Source organism: Burkholderia sp. KJ006, from assembly GCF_000262695.1.
Taxonomy (GTDB): domain Bacteria; phylum Pseudomonadota; class Gammaproteobacteria; order Burkholderiales; family Burkholderiaceae; genus Burkholderia; species Burkholderia vietnamiensis.
Genome location: NC_017920.1, coordinates 1958088 through 1975107 on the forward strand (window position 1 = coordinate 1958088; position 17020 = coordinate 1975107).

Sequence of the window (17020 nt, forward strand, 5' to 3'; positions counted from 1 at the left end):
GGTTCGGTAAGATGCGCGTAAGCGGCCGTCGCGCCGCACGACTCCAGCCGTCCGCCACGCGCCTATGACCTTCGACTGGCTTCATGACTGGCTTCACCTCGGCACCCTGCTCCTGGCCATCCATGTGCTCGGGATCGTCGCGGCGTGCCACGCGATCATGAACACGCGCACGTCGCAAGGCGCGGTCGCGTGGGCCGTGTCGCTCGTCGCGATGCCGTACCTCACGCTGGTCCCCTATCTGTTCCTCGGCCGCAGCAAGTTCTCCGGCTACGTCGACGCGCGCCGCCAGGAGTTGCGGGCGCTGCGCACGCATACGCAGCGCGCACCGTGGCTCGATGCGCACGGCGCCGACGGGCCGGCAGCCGCCGCGATCGGCCCGGCCGCCGTGCTCGCGCTCACGCGTCTCGGCGGGATGCCGTTCGTCGGCGGCAACACCGTGCGCACGCTGGTCAACGGCGATGCGACCTTCGCGGCGATCCTCGCGGCGATCGACGCCGCGCGCGACTACGTGATCGTCCAGTTCTTCATCGTGCGCGACGACGCGCTCGGCCGGATGCTCAGCGATGCACTGCTCGCGCGCGCCGCAGCCGGCGTGCGCTGCTATCTGCTGTACGACAGCATCGGCAGCTTCGATCTGCCGCGCAGCTACGTCGACACGCTGCGCCGCGGTGGCGTCGACGTGCATCCGTTCGCGACCCGCCGCAAGTTCGTCAACCGCTTCCAGCTGAACTTCCGCAACCATCGCAAGATCGTCGTCGTCGACGGCGACCGTGCGTTCGTCGGCGGCCACAACGTCGGCGTCGAATATCTCGGCGCGAACCCGCGCCTGTCGCCGTGGCGCGATACCCATATCGAGATCCGCGGCCCGGTGGTCGCGAGCATCCAGTACGTGTTCGCCGAAGACTGGCACTGGGCCACCCAGACGCTGCCGGCGCTCGCCGCGCCGCCGGCCGCCCTGCCCGGCGACACGATGCACTGCCTGGCCGTGCCGATGGGGCCGGCCGACAAACAGGAAACCGGCTCGCTGTTCTTCGTCGAGGCGATCAACGCCGCGCGCGAACGGGTGTGGATCACGACGCCGTATCTCGTGCCCGACGAAGCGGTGCTCGCCGCGCTGAAGCTCGCGGTGATGCGCGGCGTCGACGTGCGCATCCTGATACCGAGCCGGCGCGACCACTACGTCGTGTTCGAAGCGTCGAAGCTCTATGCGCGCGACCTCGTCGACGCCGGCGTCAAGGTGTTCCGCTACCGCAGCGGCTTCCTCCACCAGAAGGTCGTGCTGATCGATCGCGTCGCGGCCGCGGTCGGCAGCGCGAACCTCGACAACCGTTCGTTCCGGCTCAACTTCGAGATCATGGTGCTGACCGTCGACGCGGCGTTCGCAGCGGACGTCGCGACGATGCTCGATGCCGACTTCGCGCTGGCGGACGAGGTCGACGCCACCGAGTATCGGCGCTCGCCTGCATGGCGGCGCATCGCGATGCACGTCGCCCGCCTGTTCGCGCCGATTCTGTAGCGGGCCGTATGGGCCGCCACGCGGCACGGCCCGCATGCATTCGCGCCGCTCGTGCGGTGCCGCCTTACCGCCTCGCTCGATACGAACCCGCTCAGCCCATCACAGCAGCTTGTCGATATCCGCGGCGATCTCCTCCGGCTTCGTCGACGGCGCGTAGCGCTTGACGATGCGCCCGTCGCGACCGATCAGAAACTTCGTGAAGTTCCATTTGATCGCCTTCAGGCCCAGGATGCCGGGCGCCTCGTCGGTCAGGTAGCGGTACAGCGGATGCGCGTGGTCGCCCTTCACGTCGATCTTCGCGAACATCGGGAACGTGACGCCGTAGTTGCGCTCGCAGAACGCGCCGATCTGCGTCGCATCGCCCGGCTCCTGCTTGCCGAACTGGTTGCACGGAAAACCGAGCACGAAGAAGCCGCGCGCCGCGTACCGGTCGTACAGCTTCTGCAGGCCCGCGTACTGCGGCGTGAAACCGCACTCGCTCGCGGTGTTGACGATCAGCAGGACCTTGCCGCGATACGCGTCGAGCGACACCGGCTCACCGGCGAGCGTCTCTGCGCTGAACGAATACAGGGTGGACATCGGGCACTCCTTATATGAAACCGGACCGACGTGGAGTCTAGGCGAAATCGCGCCGCTGCGGCACTGGCCGAACGGACGATCTCCGGCACGGCGCGCGCGCAGTCTAGAATAGCGGTTTTCGTCAGCCATTCCCGCCGTGATCCGTTTCAATCAGTTCAGCCTTGCGCGCGGCACCAAGCCGCTGTTCGAGTCGGCCTCGTTCGTGCTCAATCCCGGCGAGAAAGCCGGCCTGATCGGCGCGAACGGCGCCGGCAAATCGACGCTGTTCGCGGTGCTGCGCGGCGAGCTGCATTCCGACGGCGGCGATTTCGCGATGCCGCCGTCGTGGCGCATCGCCCACGTGTCGCAGGAAACGCCGGCCGTCGACCGCTCGGCGCTCGACTACACGCTCGACGGCGACACCGCGCTGCGCGAGATCGAGGCGCGCATCGCCGCGGCCTCGGCCGCGCATGACGGCGCAGCCGAGGCCGACGCGCACGCGGCATTCGCCGACGCCGACGGCTATACGGCGCCGGCGCGCGCCGAAGCGCTGCTGCTCGGCCTGGGCTTCACGCTCGCGCAGACGCGCGAATCGGTCGCCAGCTTCTCGGGCGGCTGGCGCATGCGGCTGAACCTCGCGCAGGCGCTGATGTGCCGTTCCGACCTGCTGCTGCTCGACGAGCCGACCAACCACCTCGACCTCGACGCGATCGTCTGGCTCGAAGACTGGCTGCACCGCTACGCCGGCACGCTGGTCGTGATCTCGCATGACCGCGAATTCCTCGATTCGATCTGCAACGTCACGCTGCATCTGGAGAATCGCCAGGTGAAGCGCTACGGCGGCAACTACTCGCAGTTCGAAGTGCTGCGCGCGCAGCAGCTGGCGCTGCAGCAAAGCGCCTACGAAAAGCAGCAGAAGACGATCGAGCATCTGCAGAGCTTCGTCGACCGCTTCAAGGCGAAGGCGACCAAGGCGAAGCAGGCGCAAAGCCGGATGAAGGCGCTCGAGAAGATGGAGCTGATCGCGCCCGCGCACATCGCGTCGCCGTTCACGTTCGAGTTCCGCACGCCCGACGCGGCGCCGAACCCGATGCTCGTGATGGAAGACGTCCGCTGCGGCTACCATGCCGACGACGGTGCGGAAATTCCGATCGTCGAGCGCGTCACGCTGTCGATCCAGAACGGCCAGCGCATCGGCCTGCTCGGCGCGAACGGCCAGGGCAAGTCGACGCTGATCAAGACGCTGGCCGGCACGCTCGCGCCGCTGTCCGGCCACGTGCGCGAAGGCAAGGGGCTGACGATCGGCTATTTCGCGCAGCATCAGCTGGAAACGCTGCGCGAAGACGATTCGCCGCTCGCGCATCTCGCCCGGCTCGCGCCCGACACGCGCGAGCAGGAGTTGCGCGACTTCCTCGGCGGCTTCAATTTCTCGGGCGACATGGCGACGAGCGCGGTCGGCCCGTTCTCGGGCGGCGAGAAGGCGCGGCTCGCGCTCGCGCTGATCATCTGGCAAAAGCCGAATCTGCTGCTGCTCGACGAGCCGACCAACCACCTCGATCTCGAAACGCGTCACGCGCTGACGATGGCGCTCGCGCAGTTCGAAGGCACGCTGATCCTCGTGTCGCACGACCGCCATCTGCTGCGCGCGACGACCGACCAGTTCATGCTCGTCGCCAAGCACCGGCTGCAGCCGTTCGACGGCGACCTCGACGATTACCGCGACTGGCTGCTACAGCACGCGGCCGAGCAACGCGCGGCCGCGAAGGCCGACAGCGCGGCGTCCGCTACGGAGCCCGGCGTCAATCGCAAGGATCAGAAGCGCCAGGCCGCCGAGGAGCGTCAGCGCCTGTCGCAGCTGAAGAAGCCGCTGCAGAACCGCATCTCGAAGCTCGAAAAGCAAATGGAAACGCTGCATGCGGAAAAGGCGCGGCTCGATGCGTTCGTCGCCGATCCGGCGAGCTACGAGGCCGCCCGCAAGACGGAGCTGACCGACGCGATCCGCACGCTCGGCGAAGTCACGACGCGCCTCGAAGCCGTCGAGGCGGAGTGGCTCGCGGTGCAGGAAGAGCTCGAGCAGATCGGCTGAACGGCAACGCTGAACTGCAACGCCGGCCGGACGCCGTCGCGAGCGCGTCCACGGCAGCCGCGCGGCGGCGGCGCGCCGCACGTCGACGGACGTGCCGGTTTACCGGCCCGAATGCAAAGAGGCCGGGCATCTGCCCGGCCTCTTTGCCCATACCGCGTCCGACGTCGATGCACCGACCTGCGCCGATCTGCCCCGATCGCACCGCCGCTCAACGCCGCGGCAGCGTATCGCGCGGCAACTGCTCGTCGTCGCCCATCAGGTGACGCCGCCCTTCGATCGGCCGGCGAATCGCCGCGGCAACTTCCGCTTCCGTCACGTCCTCGGATACGACGCGGCGCGCGAGGCGTCCTTCGTCGTCGATCCACTCGACGATCCGGCATCCGCCGCCCCACGGCTGGACGATCGGCTCCGACACGCGGCAGCCGCGCAGCTGGTAAAGGCGTCCGCTCGGCGCTTCCCTATACGGTTTCAACATAGGTTCCCTTCGCATTGCGCGGTTCGACAATCGGGCAAAGGATAGGGAAAAGCGATGTCCGGCGGGTTACAACTGCCTACATATCGTTTACAGCACGTTACGCGTGCCGACCGTCTGCGCGACGCCTGCCGCACCGCCTCATTCGAGTTCGCGCACGCGGTCGATCGCCTGCTCGATGCGCTCGACGGCCATCACGTTCAGCCCTTCGATCGGCTGCTTCGGCGCATTCGCCTTCGGAATCAGCGCGGCCGTGAAACCGAGCTTCGCCGCCTCGCGCAGCCGCTCCTGGCCGCGCGGCGACGGCCGGATCTCGCCCGCGAGCCCCACTTCGCCGAATACGATCAGCCCCTTCGGCAACGCCTTGTTGCGCATCGACGAATGGATCGCCAGCAGCACCGCGAGGTCGGCGGCCGGTTCGGTGATCTTCACGCCGCCCACCGCGTTCAGGAACACGTCCTGGTCGAAGCACGCGATACCCGCGTGCCGGTGCAACACCGCGAGCAGCATCGCGAGCCGGTTCTGCTCGAGGCCGACCGCGAGCCGGCGTGGATTCGGCACATGGGCCGTATCCACGAGCGCCTGGATTTCGACGAGCAGCGGGCGCGTCCCCTCCTGCGTGACCAGCACGCAGGAGCCGGGCACGACCTGCTCATGCTGCGACAGGAACAGCGCCGACGGATTCGCGACGCCGCGCAGCCCGCGCTCGGTCATCGCGAACACGCCGAGCTCGTTGACCGCACCGAAGCGGTTCTTGAACGCGCGCACGAGCCGGAACGACGAATGGGTGTCACCTTCGAAGTACAGCACCGTGTCGACGATGTGCTCGAGCACGCGCGGGCCCGCGAGATTGCCCTCCTTCGTCACGTGGCCGACCATGATGATCGCGGTGCCCGACTGCTTCGCGATGCGCGTGAGCTGCGCCGCGCACTCACGCACCTGCGCGACCGACCCGGGCGCCGAGGTCAGCGCCTCCGAGTACACCGTCTGGATCGAGTCGACGACGGCCACGTCGGGCCGTTCGGTGTCGATCGCGGCCTGGATCTTCTCGAGCTGGATCTCGGCGAGCAGCTTCAACTCGGCCACCGGCGCGCCGCCGTCGAGCAGCGCGAGCCGCTGCGCGCGCAACGCGATCTGCGCGGCCGACTCCTCGCCGCTGATATACAGCGCGCGCCGCTCGCTCGCGATGTCGGCGAGCGACTGCAGCAACAGCGTCGACTTGCCGATGCCCGGATCGCCGCCGATCAGCACCACGCCGCCGGGCACCAGGCCGCCGCCCAGCACGCGGTCGAATTCGCCGATGCCAGTCGAGAAACGCGGCACGTCGGCTGCCTCGATGTCGGCCAGGCGCTGCACCGGCGCGCGTTTCGCGAGCGACTGGAACCGATGGGCGGCCGGCGATTCCGCGACCGACTCGACGAGCGTGTTCCAGGCATGGCACGACGGGCACTGGCCCTGCCATTTCGGGGTTTGTCCGCCGCACTCGCTGCAGACGTAGACGGTTTTCTGTTTCGCCACGCGTCGCCCTTATTCAGCCCGCACCGGTACGCGAGGCGCGACCGCACACATCAATTCATAGCCGATGGTTCCGCAATGGCGCGCGACGTCGTCGATCGGCAGCGTGTTGCCCCACAGCTCGACGCGCGCGCCGACGCCGGCCTGCGGGCACGGGGTCAGGTCGACGGTGATCATGTCCATCGACACGCGGCCGACGATCCGCGTGCGGACCCCGTCGACGATCACCGGCGTGCCTTCGGGCGCGACGCGCGGATAGCCGTCCGCGTAACCGCACGCGACGACGCCGATGCGCATCCGGGCCGGCGCCGAGAACGTCGACCCATAGCCGATCGCCTGCCCCTTCGCGATCGTCTGGACGGCGATCAGCTCGGACGTGAGCGTCATCGTCGGCTGCAGGCCCGTGTCGGCGATGTCGGCCGACAGCCCCGACGGCGATGCGCCGTACAGCACGATCCCCGGCCGCACCCAGTCGAAGTGCGTGTCCGGATGCCACAGCACGGCGGCCGAATTCGCGAGGCTGCGCGCGCCGGCGATGTTTTCCGCGCCGCGCTCGAACGTCGCGAGCTGCTCGGCGACGCCGCGCTCGGTGTCGGCATCCGAAAAATGCGTCATCAGCGTGATCTGGCCGATCGCCGGGCACGCGCGCGCACGCTCCCATGCGGCGCGGTATTTTTCCGGCTGGTAGCCGAGCCGGTTCATCCCGCTGTTCATCTTGAGCTGCACGTTGACGGGCTTCGACAGCCGCGCCGTCTCGAGCATCCGCATCTGCTCGTCGTTGTGGACGGTGGTCGTGAGGCTGTAGCGGTCGATCACGTCGATGTCGGTCGAGCGGAAGAACCCCTCGAGCAACAGGATCGGGCCGGCCCAGCCGAGCTCGCGCAGCTTCACCGCTTCGTCGAGATCGAGCAGGCCGAAGCCGTCGGTGCCGCGCAGGCCGGGAAACACGCGCGCGAGACCGTGGCCGTACGCATTGGCCTTGACGACCGCCCAGACCTTGGACGGACCGGCAAAGCGACGCACGACGGAGAGATTGTTCGCGAGAGCGGCGGTATGGATGGTGGCGGAGATCGGGCGCGGCATGGGAAATTTACGTAAAGACGCTTGCAAATCAGCAGCTTACCGCGCCTTTTGAGCACCGAAGCCGACACTTTGCGGAACGATCGGGGGATCTTGCTAGTCCGAACTGCCGTATTTTCGTGTTATAAAGCCCTGCGCACAACCCATTTCGAACGGAATAAGCCGATCGCATACCAGGCGGCCTACGCGGCCCTGCCGCAGCGACGAAAGCATCGCATCAGATGAAAAAAGGTTTTTACACCATCATGGCCGCGCAGTTTTTCTCGTCGCTGGCCGACAATGCGCTTCTCATCGCCGCCATCGCCCTGCTGAAAGACCTCCACGCGCCCAACTGGATGACACCGCTGCTCAAGCTGTTCTTCGTGTTGTCCTATGTGGTGCTGGCCGCGTACGTCGGCGCATTCGCCGACTCGCGCCCGAAGGGTCGCGTGATGTTCATCACGAACACGATCAAGGTCCTCGGCTGCCTGATCATGCTGGTCGGCGCCCATCCGCTGTTCGCGTACGGGATCGTCGGGTTCGGCGCCGCCGCGTACTCGCCGGCCAAATACGGGATTCTGACCGAGCTGCTGCCGGCCGACCGCTTGGTGGCCGCGAACGGCTGGATCGAAGGCACGACGGTCAGCTCGATCATTCTCGGCACCGTGCTCGGCGGCGCGCTGATCAGCCCGCACATCGCGGTGCACGTGATCGCGCACACGCCTGCGTGGATCGCCACGCCGGCCGAAGCCGCGATGGCGATCATCATGATGATCTACGTGGTCGCCGCGCTGTTCAATCTGCGCATTCCCGATACCGGCGCCCGCTACCCGAAGCAGGAGCGCGGCCCGGTCAAGCTGCTCACCGACTTCGCCGACTGTTTCATGGTGCTCTGGCGCGACAAGCTCGGCCAGATCTCGCTCGCGGTCACGACGCTGTTCTGGGGCGCGGGCGCGACGCTGCAGTTCATCGTGCTGAAGTGGGCCGAGGTTTCGCTGAACATGTCGCTGTCGGAAGGCGCGATCCTGCAGGCGGTCGTCGCGATCGGCGTTGCGGGCGGCGCGATCGCCGCTGCCGCGCGGATCCCGCTGAAGAAGTCGCTCACCGTGCTGCCGGTCGGCATCATGATGGGCATCGCCGTGATGCTGATGGCGTTCTATACGCGCAACCTGTTCCCGGCGCACTGGGCCGTGCATATCGGCCATCTGCGCCTGCCGGTCTACCTGATCGTCGCCTACCTTTTCCTGATCGCCGTCGGCGCGCTGTCCGGCTACTTCGTCGTTCCGATGAACGCGCTGCTGCAGCATCGCGGCCACGTGCTGCTGTCGGCCGGCCACTCGATCGCGGTGCAGAACTTCAACGAGAACCTGTCGGTGCTCGTGATGCTGTGCCTGTATGCGGTGCTGGTCTGGCTCGACGTGCCGGTCGGCATCGTGATCGTGCTGTTCGGCACGTTCGTCTGCCTGACGATGTGGCTCGTGATGCGCCGCCATCAGGCGAATCAGCGTCAATTCGACTCGGTCGCGCTGATCGGCGAATCGCGGCACTGACGCTACACTTGCCGTTCCTTCCGCTCCAGTCCATCCGCGCCGGTCGTCGAACCGGCGCGTTGCCATCATGACGCACCCGATACCCAACGTCCTGACGATCGCCGGTTCCGATTCGGGCGGCGGCGCGGGCATCCAGGCCGATCTGAAGACCTTCTCCGCACTCGGCGCGTACGGCGCGAGCGCGATCACCGCGCTGACCGCGCAGAACACGCGCGGCGTGACCGGCGTGCATGCGCCCGACGCCGCGTTCGTCACCGCGCAGCTCGATGCGGTGTTCGACGACATCCGGATCGACGCGGTGAAGATCGGCATGCTCGCGAACGCGTCGATCGTGCATGCGGTGGCCGAGGCGCTGCGGCGTTACGCGCCGCGGTTCGTCGTGCTCGACACGGTGATGATCTCGAAGAGCGCGCACGCGCTGCTCGCGCCCGACGCGGTCGATGCGCTGCGCAGCGCGCTGCTGCCGCTCGCAACCGTCGTCACGCCGAACCTCCCCGAAGCGGCCGCGCTGCTCGGCGATGCGCACGCGACGACCGAGGACGACATGGTCCGGCAAGGCCGCGCGCTGCTGCAGACCGGCGCGCGCGCGGTGCTGATGAAAGGCGGTCACCTGCCCGATGCGGCCGTGAGCCCCGACTGGCTCGTCGACGCCGCGCACGCGGTGCGGCTCGACGGCGCGCGCGTGCCGCTCAGCAATACGCACGGCACCGGTTGCACGCTCGCGTCGGCGATCGCCGCATTGCTGCCGCAACGGCCCGACCTCGACAGCGCGGTACGCGACGCGAAGACCTACCTGACCGGCGCGATCGCCGCGAGCGGCCGGCTCGACGTCGGTCGCGGCGTCGGCCCGGTGCATCACTTCCATCGGTGGTGGTGAGCGCCGGCCGAGCGTGCGTCAGCGGTCCGGCGCGGCGAACGCGACAGCGCGCGCCGGCCAGTCGTCGGGCACGATGAAGCCGCGCGCCGTCTCGCGCCAGAGGCGATCGTTACGCTGCCGATAGACGCCGATCAGCGCGGGCGCCTGGCGCGCGGTGAGCGCGGACGGCACGCCGGACGTATCCGCCAGCGCTTCGGGCGCGGCATCCGGCGCGAGCCGGCGCGGCGCGAGCCACGCGAGCCGCGGCAGCACGCTCCATGCCGCGCCGTCGGGTTGCGCGGCCGCCCACGCCGGCCATTGCGCGTGCGTGAGCCAGAAGCCGCGCGGATGATCGTCGGCGATTTCGGCGGACACCGGCGGCAGCGGCACGCCGTGCGGATAGAACAGCCAGCCCTTGACGAACATCTGCGCGTCGGACGGCGCGCCGTAGCCGAGCAGCGCGAAGCCGTGCCGATCGCCGAGCCGCAGTTGGTGCTCGAGCAGCCGGCTGCGCTTGCGGTCGAGACGGTCGGCGAGGTTCGGGCCGACGAAATCGGCGAGCGATGCCGCGCCGGCGAGCGGCGCGCACAGATAGCATTTGACCGCGAGTTCCCAGTGCAGGCGCCGCCCGTCCGGTGCGTCGACGAGAAAGTCGACTTCGCCGAGCGTCTTGCCGTTGCTGCGCAGCGGCAGGTTCGCGGCGACGAGCCGCAACGACGGCCCATGCGTGAGGAAATATTCGAGCAGGCATTCGGCATAGCGGCCGAGCCGCACCGGGCGCACGCCGTCGAGCGCGCGGTGCAGCGGCTGCGGCGCGGCGTCGAGCGCGGCGAGCCATGCTTCGACGGCCACGCGCTCGATCGCATCCGACCAGGGATGCGCGAGCGGCGCACCGGGCGCCGCCGTCAGCAGGCTCGGGCTCGCGAGGAGCCAGCCCAGATCGCGTACCGCGGCATCGCGCAGCGTATCGACGAATGCGAACGCCGCGTCGTGCGTCATCGGCCGGCCGGCCCGCTCGCGTCGGTGACCGCCGACTGCCGGAACGTATCGCGCGCGAGGCACAGGTCGGCCCATGCCTTCGACTTGTCCTGCAGGCTGCGCAGCAGGTAGGCCGGATGGTAGGTGACGATCACCGGCACGCCTTCGTAGGCGTGCACGCGGCCGCGCAGCGATGCGATGCTCGCGTCCGTCTTCAGCAGCGTCTGCGCGGCGAAGCGGCCGAGCGCGACGATCAGCTTCGGCTTCACGAGCGCGACCTGGCGCTGCAGATACGGCTCGCAGCGCGCCACCTCGTCCGGCTCCGGATTGCGGTTGCCGGGCGGGCGGCACTTGATCACGTTCGCGATGTAGACGTTCGTGCCGCGCGCGAGCGTGAGCGACTGCAGCATGTTGTCGAGCAGCTTGCCGGCCTGGCCGACGAACGGCTCGCCCTGCTTGTCCTCGTTCTCGCCCGGCGCCTCGCCGATCAGCATCCAGTCCGCTTCGCGATCGCCGACGCCGAACACCGTCTGCGTGCGCTTCTCGCACAGGCGGCAGCTCGTGCAGCCGGCCACGCGCGCGGCGAGTGCGTCCCAGTCGAGCGTCGCGACCGGCGCGACGTCGGCGCGCATCTCGGCCGGCGGCAGCGGATCGCCGGGCGGCGTCGCGTCGAACCAGGCGAAATCGTCCTCGGCGGCGAGCGGCATGTCGCTCGCGGGAGCGGGCGATGTAGCGGGCATCGATGCATGGTCGGCCGCGGCGGCGGCGTGGGCGGGACGGTCCGATTCGGCTCTCGGCATGGCTGTGCCGACGCGCGTCGCATCCTCGCGCGCTTGCACGGGCTGGGCCGGCTGTGCCGATCGCGTCGTGCGTTGCGCTGGCGAGGCCGCGGCCTCAGCGACGTCGGCCGGCACGGCGGTCGCGGTCGTTGCGGTCGTTGCAGCCACCGCATCATCCATCGCGCCCGCCACCGCATCACCCGCCGCACTGCCCTGCCTCCCCTGCCCGCGCCGCACCCAGATCTGCGCGAGACCCATTTCCTCGAGCGCTGCTTCAGCCCACGCCATGCGCGTCCCCCTCGTCCTTGTTCAGCGTCAGACGCATCACGATCGCGTCCTCGCGGCTGCGATGCTTCGCCGGATAGTAGTTCTTGCGCCGGCCGATCGTCGCAAAGCCGAAGCGCTCGTACAGATGGATCGCGCGCGCATTGGACGGCCGCACCTCGAGCAACACGCCGTCGAGCCGTTCCGCGCGCGCGATGCGCACCGCTTCGCGCAGCAGCGCGAGGCCGGCGCCCGATTGCTGAACGGCCGGCGCGACGCACAGATTCAACAGATGCATCTCGTCGATCACCGGCATCAGCACGCAATAGCCGACGAGCGCGCCGGTCACGTGCCGCAGGCACACGCCGAAATAGCCGTTGCGCAGCGAATCCTCGAAGTTGCCGCGGCTCCACGGGAATTCGTACGCGACCTGCTCGATCGCGACGACTTCGTCGAGATCGGCATCGGTCATCGGCGACAGGTAGCGATCGCTGAGCAACACACCCGTCATGGCTTCGCTCCGCCTGCCTGCGCGGCGCGCGCGGCCATGCGTTCGGCGGTGGTCTGCGCGACCTTGTCGCGCACGTATTCGGGCGCGGCATGCTCGGCCGGCACCGTCCGGCCGGCGCGGAACGCGCGCAGCGCGACATGCGCGAGCGCCAGCGCATGCGGCAGCGCTTCGCCGTCGATCACGGCGGCCCGTGCGGCAGCCGGCAATTGCGCACCGAACGCGGCGGCGGCGTTGCCCGCGAGCGTGAACGGCGCATCGGGCACGCCGACTGCGCCCGGCGCATCGAGCGCCGCCGGATGCAGCGTCTGCCAGTCGCCCGCACGCTCGTCCCACGCGAAATCGGCCCAGTACGCCTCGTCCATCCGCGCATCGAGCGCGGCCAGCACGCGCGTCGTGCCCGGCGCGCGCAGCCGCGCGTGCTCGGCGCACACGAGCAGCGTGCCGACCGGCACGACCGGCAGCCCGCGGCCGAACGCGAGACCCTGCGTGATGCCGGTCGCGGTACGCAGGCCGGTGAACGAGCCGGGGCCCGCGCCGAACGCGATCGCATCGCAATCGGCGAGCGCGAGGCCCGATTCGGCGAAAAGCTCCTGGACGGCCGGCAGCACGCGGGTGCTGGACACGGCGCCCGTCAGCTCGTGGCGGACCCAGGTTTGCGGGGAGGAAACGGCGGCGTCGGCCGGAGCCGAGCGCAGCAGCGCGACCGAGCAGTATTCGGTCGACGTATCGATGGCGAGGAGCACTGTTTGCGTCATGGCCGACATTGTAATGCGGCGCCCCGCTCGGACGGGCGTTCGGCGATGATCGCGGGGCGCGCGGCGCGCCGCGAGCGGTTTGGAAGGATCGCTCGACCCCGCGCGGCGCGGCGCTTGTTAAGATCGGCCGGACCTGAAACCCTTACTGAACTATTTACGGAGACACTCGATGAGCGACCTCACCGCCCAATTCGACCAGGCCCAGATCGACGTCAAGCAACTGACCGAGCGCCCGGGCAACCTGACGCTGCTGCGTCTGTACGCGCTGTTCAAGCAGGCGACCGACGGCGACGCGCACGGCGACAAGCCGGGCTTCACCGACATCGTCGGCAAGTACAAGTACGATGCTTGGGAAGCGCTGAAAGGCACGTCGCAGGACGCGGCGAAGCAGCAATACATCGAGCTGGTCGAATCGCTGAAGAACGGCACGGCGTCCTGATCGGGCCCTCCCGCCGCAAGCACTGCTCAAATCAGTGGCGCAGCGCAGCAAATATCCTTATAATGCTGGCTGCGTCACCTCCCGCGCTCGGCTCGTAAGCCGTTCCGGCACGACGCCTCGTAGCGTTAAGCTCCAATCCGGTTTAGAACCTGTCCCCTCCTGCTTCGACCCTCGCGGTCGTCACGTATCAGGCTGGCGGCCCCGCTCCAGAAGCGCGCCGCACCCAAAACAGCTTCTAATGCCTCATCCGCCGACGGTTCGGCGGATTGCACCCGTTTCCCGATTTGCTCGCTGAATCCGACGACTTGGGTATGCGCGATTGGCGCCGACGTTTCACCCACTGTGTTTCAAGGATTGTTATGACTTCGAGCATCAACACCAGCCCGCTCAACGCGATCGCCGACCAGGCGCTCGGTCTCGACGCCGCCGCACCGGCCGCAGTCGAACCGGCGTCGGACGAGCCGACTTTCGCGTCGCTCGGGCTGTCGCCGGAGATCGTCTCCGCGCTGGAGGCAGCCGGCTACGCCAAGCCGACGCCGGTGCAGCAGCGCGCGATTCCGGCCGGTATCGCCGGCCGGGATCTACTGGTATCGAGCCCGACCGGTTCGGGCAAAACGGCCGCCTTCATGCTGCCCGCGATCGAACGCTTCGCGCAGCTCCAGAAATCGCAGGCGCAGCAACCGCGCGCGCCGCGTGAACCGAACCAGGGCGACCGCCGTGCGCGCCGCCCGCAACCGGTCGCTCGTCCGAGCCTGCTCGTGCTGACGCCGACCCGCGAACTCGCGATGCAGGTCACCACGGCCGCGACGACCTACGGCAAGCACCTGCGTCGCCTGCGCACGGTCAGCATCCTCGGCGGCGTGGCCTACGGCCAGCAGCTGATGCTGCTCGCGAAGAACCCCGAGATCCTCGTCGCGACGCCGGGCCGCCTGCTCGACCACCTCGAGCGCGGCCGCATCGACCTGTCGGAACTGAAGATGCTCGTGCTCGACGAAGCCGACCGCATGCTCGACATGGGCTTCATCGACGACATCGAAACGATCGTCGCCGCGACGCCCGCGTCGCGCCAGACGATGCTGTTCTCGGCCACGCTCGACGGCAAGATCGGTTCGCTGACGAGCCGTCTGCTGAACAACCCGGAGCGCATCGAGATCGTCGCGAAGATCGAGTCGCGCGCGAACATCGCGCAAACGGTGCACTACGTCGACGACCGCGACCACAAGGATCGCCTGCTCGATCACCTGCTGCGCGACGACGCGCTCGACCAGGCGATCATCTTCACGGCCACCAAGATCGACGCCGACCAGCTCGCCGGCCGCCTCGCCGACGCCGGCTTCGAATCGGCCGCGCTGCACGGCGACCTGCCGCAGGGCGCGCGCAACCGCACAATCCGTGCGCTGCGCGAGCGTCGCGTGCGCGTGCTGGTCGCGACCGACGTCGCGGCCCGCGGCATCGACATCCCCGGCATCACGCACGTGTTCAACTACGACCTGCCGAAGTTCGCGGAAGACTACGTGCACCGTATCGGCCGCACCGGCCGCGCCGGTCGCTCGGGCACCGCGGTGAGCCTCGTGCACCACGCGGAACAAGGCGCGCTCAAGCGCATCGAGCGCTTCGTGCGCTCGCCGCTGCCGGTCAACGTGATCGAAGGCTTCGAGCCGCGCAAGGCACCGACCCGCACGCCGGGCAGCGGCGGTCGCGGCCGTCCGGGCGGCGGTAACGGCGGTCGCCGTTTCGGCGGCAAGCCGGGCGGCGGCTACGGCAGCGGCAATGGCCGTAGCTACGGCGGCGGTAATGCCAACGGCAACGGCGGCGGCTGGAGCGGCAAGCCGGGCGGCAGCCGCGACGGCGGTCCGCGCCGCGACGGCCAGCGCAGCGGCGGCCCGCGTCGCAGCAACTCGGCGTCGTAAGCACGTCCCGGGCGGCCCCGCCGCCCCAGCCATCGGCAAGACCGGCGCACCCGCGCCGGTTTTTTTTCGTCTTGCGCCACATTTCACGATGCGGGAAATTTTTTTGCGTCGTAAAAAATCATGCTGCGTGGCACAACCTGCGCCGTTGCGTGATGGAAAAACCCGTTTCTCAATGCGACACGCTCCGCATATCCCACTGATTCATAACGATTAAAAAATTTCAGCGGGTTCCGAAAAGCCTCTGTTTCCGCTCCAGCGGTTTGCCTAGACTCTTATACAAGACTTCGCGACCTTCACCGGTCTCGCGAAACAGCATCATCAGCGTCCGATTCGAACCATCAGGCAATACACCGTATCAAGGAGCACATCATGTCGCGACAGCAACAGGCACTGGAACTGCAGAAGCAGTGGGACACCGATCCGCGCTGGACGGGCATCAAGCGCGGCTACACGGCCGACGACGTGGTCCGCCTGCGCGGCTCGATCGCCGTCGAGCACACGCTCGCGAAGCGCGGCGCGGAAAAGCTCTGGCGGCTCATCAACGAGGAACCGTTCGTCAATGCGCTGGGCGCGCTCACAGGCAACCAGGCGATGCAGCAGGTGAAGGCCGGGCTAAAGGCCATCTATCTGTCGGGCTGGCAGGTGGCCGGCGACGCGAACGTCGCCGGTGAAATGTACCCGGACCAGTCACTGTATCCGGCGAACTCGGTGCCGCTCGTCGTCAAGCGCATCAACAACACGCTGACACGCGCCGACCAGATCCAGTGGTCGGAAGGCAAGGACCCCGGCGACGAAGGCTACGTCGATTTCTTCGCGCCGATCGTCGCGGACGCGGAAGCCGGCTTCGGCGGCGTGCTGAACGCGTTCGAGCTGATGAAGGCGATGATCGAGGCCGGCGCGTCGGGTGTCCACTTCGAGGACCAGCTCGCGTCGGTGAAGAAGTGCGGCCACATGGGCGGCAAGGTGCTCGTGCCGACGCGCGAGGCCGTCGCGAAGCTGTCGGCGGCGCGGCTCGCCGCCGACGTGATGGGCACGCCGACCGTTCTGGTCGCCCGTACCGACGCGGAAGCCGCGGACCTCATCACGTCCGACATCGACGACAACGACAAGCCGTTCCTCACCGGCGAGCGCACGGTCGAAGGCTTCTTCCGCACCAAGCCGGGCCTCGAGCAGGCGATCTCGCGCGGCCTCGCGTATGCGCCGTATGCGGACCTCGTGTGGTGCGAGACGGGCAAGCCGGATCTCGAGTACGCGAAGAAGTTCGCGGAGGCGATCCACAAGCAGTTCCCGGGCAAGATGCTGTCGTACAACTGCTCGCCGTCGTTCAACTGGAAGAAGAACCTCGACGACGCGACGATCGCGAAGTTCCAGAAGGAACTCGGCGCGATGGGCTACAAGTTCCAGTTCATCACGCTGGCCGGCTTCCACGCGCTGAACTACTCGATGTTCAACCTCGCGCACGGCTATGCCCGCACGCAGATGAGCGCGTTCGTCGAACTGCAGCAGGCCGAGTTCGAAGCGGCCGACAAGGGTTTCACCGCGGTCAAGCACCAGCGCGAGGTCGGCACCGGCTACTTCGACGCGGTGACGCAGACGGTCGAGCGCGAAGCGTCGACCACCGCGCTGCACGGCTCGACCGAGGACGAACAGTTCTTCGACGGCAAGAAGGTGGCATAAGGCGCGCCAGCACCGCACCGGACAACAATCAGGGAGGAGACGGCAGGCGCGCGACGAAAGTCGCGCGACCGGCCGCGCGGCTTCGGCCGCCTGCA

At 68.3% G+C, this 17020-nt stretch carries 15 protein-coding genes; 7 read left to right on the forward strand and 8 right to left on the reverse strand.

Annotated features, from left to right (window positions below):
* Positions 1-64 precede the first annotated feature (64 nt).
* A complete protein-coding gene (cls, locus tag MYA_RS08815; RefSeq protein ID WP_014723230.1) occupies positions 65-1516 on the forward strand; it encodes a cardiolipin synthase in 1452 nt (483 codons plus the stop codon).
* A gap of 99 nt (positions 1517-1615) precedes the next feature.
* On the opposite strand, the gene MYA_RS08820 is transcribed toward cls, so the two are convergent.
* Positions 1616-2095 carry a glutathione peroxidase gene (locus MYA_RS08820; protein WP_014723231.1) on the reverse strand — a complete coding sequence of 160 codons (480 nt, stop codon included), beginning with the start codon at positions 2093-2095 and terminating at the stop codon, positions 1616-1618.
* 136 nt (positions 2096-2231) lie between these two features.
* Here MYA_RS08820 and MYA_RS08825 point away from each other — a divergent pair, with 136 nt between their 5' ends.
* Entirely contained in the window at positions 2232-4160 is a 1929-nt protein-coding gene (locus MYA_RS08825) for an ATP-binding cassette domain-containing protein (RefSeq protein ID WP_014723232.1), read from the forward strand.
* 208 nt (positions 4161-4368) lie between these two features.
* Here the strand turns inward: MYA_RS08825 and MYA_RS08830 are convergent, their stop codons facing one another.
* The 3 genes from MYA_RS08830 to alr all read right to left on the reverse strand — a co-directional run bounded on the left by MYA_RS08830 (position 4369) and on the right by alr (position 7230).
* Positions 4369-4635, reverse strand: coding sequence for a DUF2866 domain-containing protein (locus tag MYA_RS08830; RefSeq protein ID WP_014723233.1), 267 nt, complete (start codon positions 4633-4635; stop codon positions 4369-4371).
* Positions 4636-4773: 138 nt separating this feature from the next.
* Positions 4774-6150: a DNA repair protein RadA gene (gene radA, locus MYA_RS08835; RefSeq protein ID WP_011885162.1), complete on the reverse strand. Its 1377-nt coding sequence runs from the start codon at positions 6148-6150 to the stop codon at positions 4774-4776.
* Between the two features lie 9 nt (positions 6151-6159).
* Positions 6160-7230 (reverse strand): alanine racemase, encoded by a 1071-nt coding sequence (gene alr, locus MYA_RS08840; RefSeq protein WP_011885163.1) that lies wholly within the window; start codon positions 7228-7230, stop codon positions 6160-6162.
* 218 nt (positions 7231-7448) lie between these two features.
* Here alr and lplT point away from each other — a divergent pair, with 218 nt between their 5' ends.
* Positions 7449-8756 (forward strand): lysophospholipid transporter LplT, encoded by a 1308-nt coding sequence (gene lplT / locus MYA_RS08845; RefSeq protein WP_014723234.1) that lies wholly within the window; start codon positions 7449-7451, stop codon positions 8754-8756.
* 67 nt (positions 8757-8823) lie between these two features.
* Entirely contained in the window at positions 8824-9633 is an 810-nt protein-coding gene (gene thiD / locus MYA_RS08850) for a bifunctional hydroxymethylpyrimidine kinase/phosphomethylpyrimidine kinase (protein ID WP_011885165.1), read from the forward strand.
* Positions 9634-9651: 18 nt separating this feature from the next.
* On the opposite strand, the gene MYA_RS08855 is transcribed toward thiD, so the two are convergent.
* The 4 genes from MYA_RS08855 to tsaB are packed head-to-tail and all read right to left on the reverse strand — an operon-like array spanning position 9652 to position 12908.
* Positions 9652-10611, reverse strand: a complete 960-nt coding sequence (locus tag MYA_RS08855; RefSeq protein WP_011885166.1) for a DUF1853 family protein — start codon at positions 10609-10611, stop codon at positions 9652-9654.
* Positions 10608-11657, reverse strand: a complete 1050-nt coding sequence (locus tag MYA_RS08860; RefSeq protein ID WP_014723235.1) for a uracil-DNA glycosylase — start codon at positions 11655-11657, stop codon at positions 10608-10610. Before MYA_RS08860 ends, MYA_RS08855 begins: the two co-directional genes overlap by 4 nt.
* The gene (rimI, locus tag MYA_RS08865) at positions 11644-12144 is read right to left on the reverse strand and encodes a ribosomal protein S18-alanine N-acetyltransferase (protein WP_014723236.1); all 501 of its coding nucleotides are present in this window, start codon (positions 12142-12144) and stop codon (positions 11644-11646) included. Before rimI ends, MYA_RS08860 begins: the two co-directional genes overlap by 14 nt.
* The gene (tsaB, locus tag MYA_RS08870) at positions 12141-12908 is read right to left on the reverse strand and encodes a tRNA (adenosine(37)-N6)-threonylcarbamoyltransferase complex dimerization subunit type 1 TsaB (RefSeq protein ID WP_011885169.1); all 768 of its coding nucleotides are present in this window, start codon (positions 12906-12908) and stop codon (positions 12141-12143) included. The genes rimI and tsaB overlap by 4 nt, the downstream gene beginning before the upstream one ends.
* A gap of 160 nt (positions 12909-13068) precedes the next feature.
* On the opposite strand from tsaB, the gene MYA_RS08875 reads away from it, so the two are divergent.
* The 3 genes from MYA_RS08875 (at position 13069) to aceA (ending at position 16925) form a co-directional block, all read left to right on the forward strand.
* Complete coding sequence (locus tag MYA_RS08875; protein ID WP_014723238.1) at positions 13069-13338, forward strand: acyl-CoA-binding protein; 270 nt, start codon at positions 13069-13071, stop codon at positions 13336-13338.
* A 359-nt stretch (positions 13339-13697) separates the two neighbouring features.
* The gene (locus MYA_RS08880) at positions 13698-15248 is read left to right on the forward strand and encodes a DEAD/DEAH box helicase (RefSeq protein WP_014723239.1); all 1551 of its coding nucleotides are present in this window, start codon (positions 13698-13700) and stop codon (positions 15246-15248) included.
* A gap of 369 nt (positions 15249-15617) precedes the next feature.
* Positions 15618-16925 carry an isocitrate lyase gene (aceA, locus tag MYA_RS08885; RefSeq protein WP_014723240.1) on the forward strand — a complete coding sequence of 436 codons (1308 nt, stop codon included), beginning with the start codon at positions 15618-15620 and terminating at the stop codon, positions 16923-16925.
* Positions 16926-17020 lie beyond the last annotated feature (95 nt).

Excerpts from the sequence above, each read along its gene's own strand:
- MYA_RS08880 (WP_014723239.1), top strand. The coding sequence starts at position 13,698 with ATGACTTCGAGCATCAACACCAGCCCGCTCAACGCGATCGCCGACCAG.
- tsaB (WP_011885169.1), bottom strand. The coding sequence starts at position 12,908 with ATGTCGGCCATGACGCAAACAGTGCTCCTCGCCATCGATACGTCGACC.
- MYA_RS08860 (WP_014723235.1), bottom strand. The coding sequence starts at position 11,657 with ATGGCGTGGGCTGAAGCAGCGCTCGAGGAAATGGGTCTCGCGCAGATC.
- thiD (WP_011885165.1), top strand. The coding sequence starts at position 8,824 with ATGACGCACCCGATACCCAACGTCCTGACGATCGCCGGTTCCGATTCG.
- MYA_RS08855 (WP_011885166.1), bottom strand. The coding sequence starts at position 10,611 with ATGACGCACGACGCGGCGTTCGCATTCGTCGATACGCTGCGCGATGCC.
- MYA_RS08820 (WP_014723231.1), bottom strand. The coding sequence starts at position 2,095 with ATGTCCACCCTGTATTCGTTCAGCGCAGAGACGCTCGCCGGTGAGCCG.
- cls (WP_014723230.1), top strand. The coding sequence starts at position 65 with ATGACCTTCGACTGGCTTCATGACTGGCTTCACCTCGGCACCCTGCTC.
- MYA_RS08830 (WP_014723233.1), bottom strand. The coding sequence starts at position 4,635 with ATGTTGAAACCGTATAGGGAAGCGCCGAGCGGACGCCTTTACCAGCTG.
- rimI (WP_014723236.1), bottom strand. The coding sequence starts at position 12,144 with ATGACGGGTGTGTTGCTCAGCGATCGCTACCTGTCGCCGATGACCGAT.
- MYA_RS08875 (WP_014723238.1), top strand. The coding sequence starts at position 13,069 with ATGAGCGACCTCACCGCCCAATTCGACCAGGCCCAGATCGACGTCAAG.
- lplT (WP_014723234.1), top strand. The coding sequence starts at position 7,449 with ATGAAAAAAGGTTTTTACACCATCATGGCCGCGCAGTTTTTCTCGTCG.
- alr (WP_011885163.1), bottom strand. The coding sequence starts at position 7,230 with ATGCCGCGCCCGATCTCCGCCACCATCCATACCGCCGCTCTCGCGAAC.
- aceA (WP_014723240.1), top strand. The coding sequence starts at position 15,618 with ATGTCGCGACAGCAACAGGCACTGGAACTGCAGAAGCAGTGGGACACC.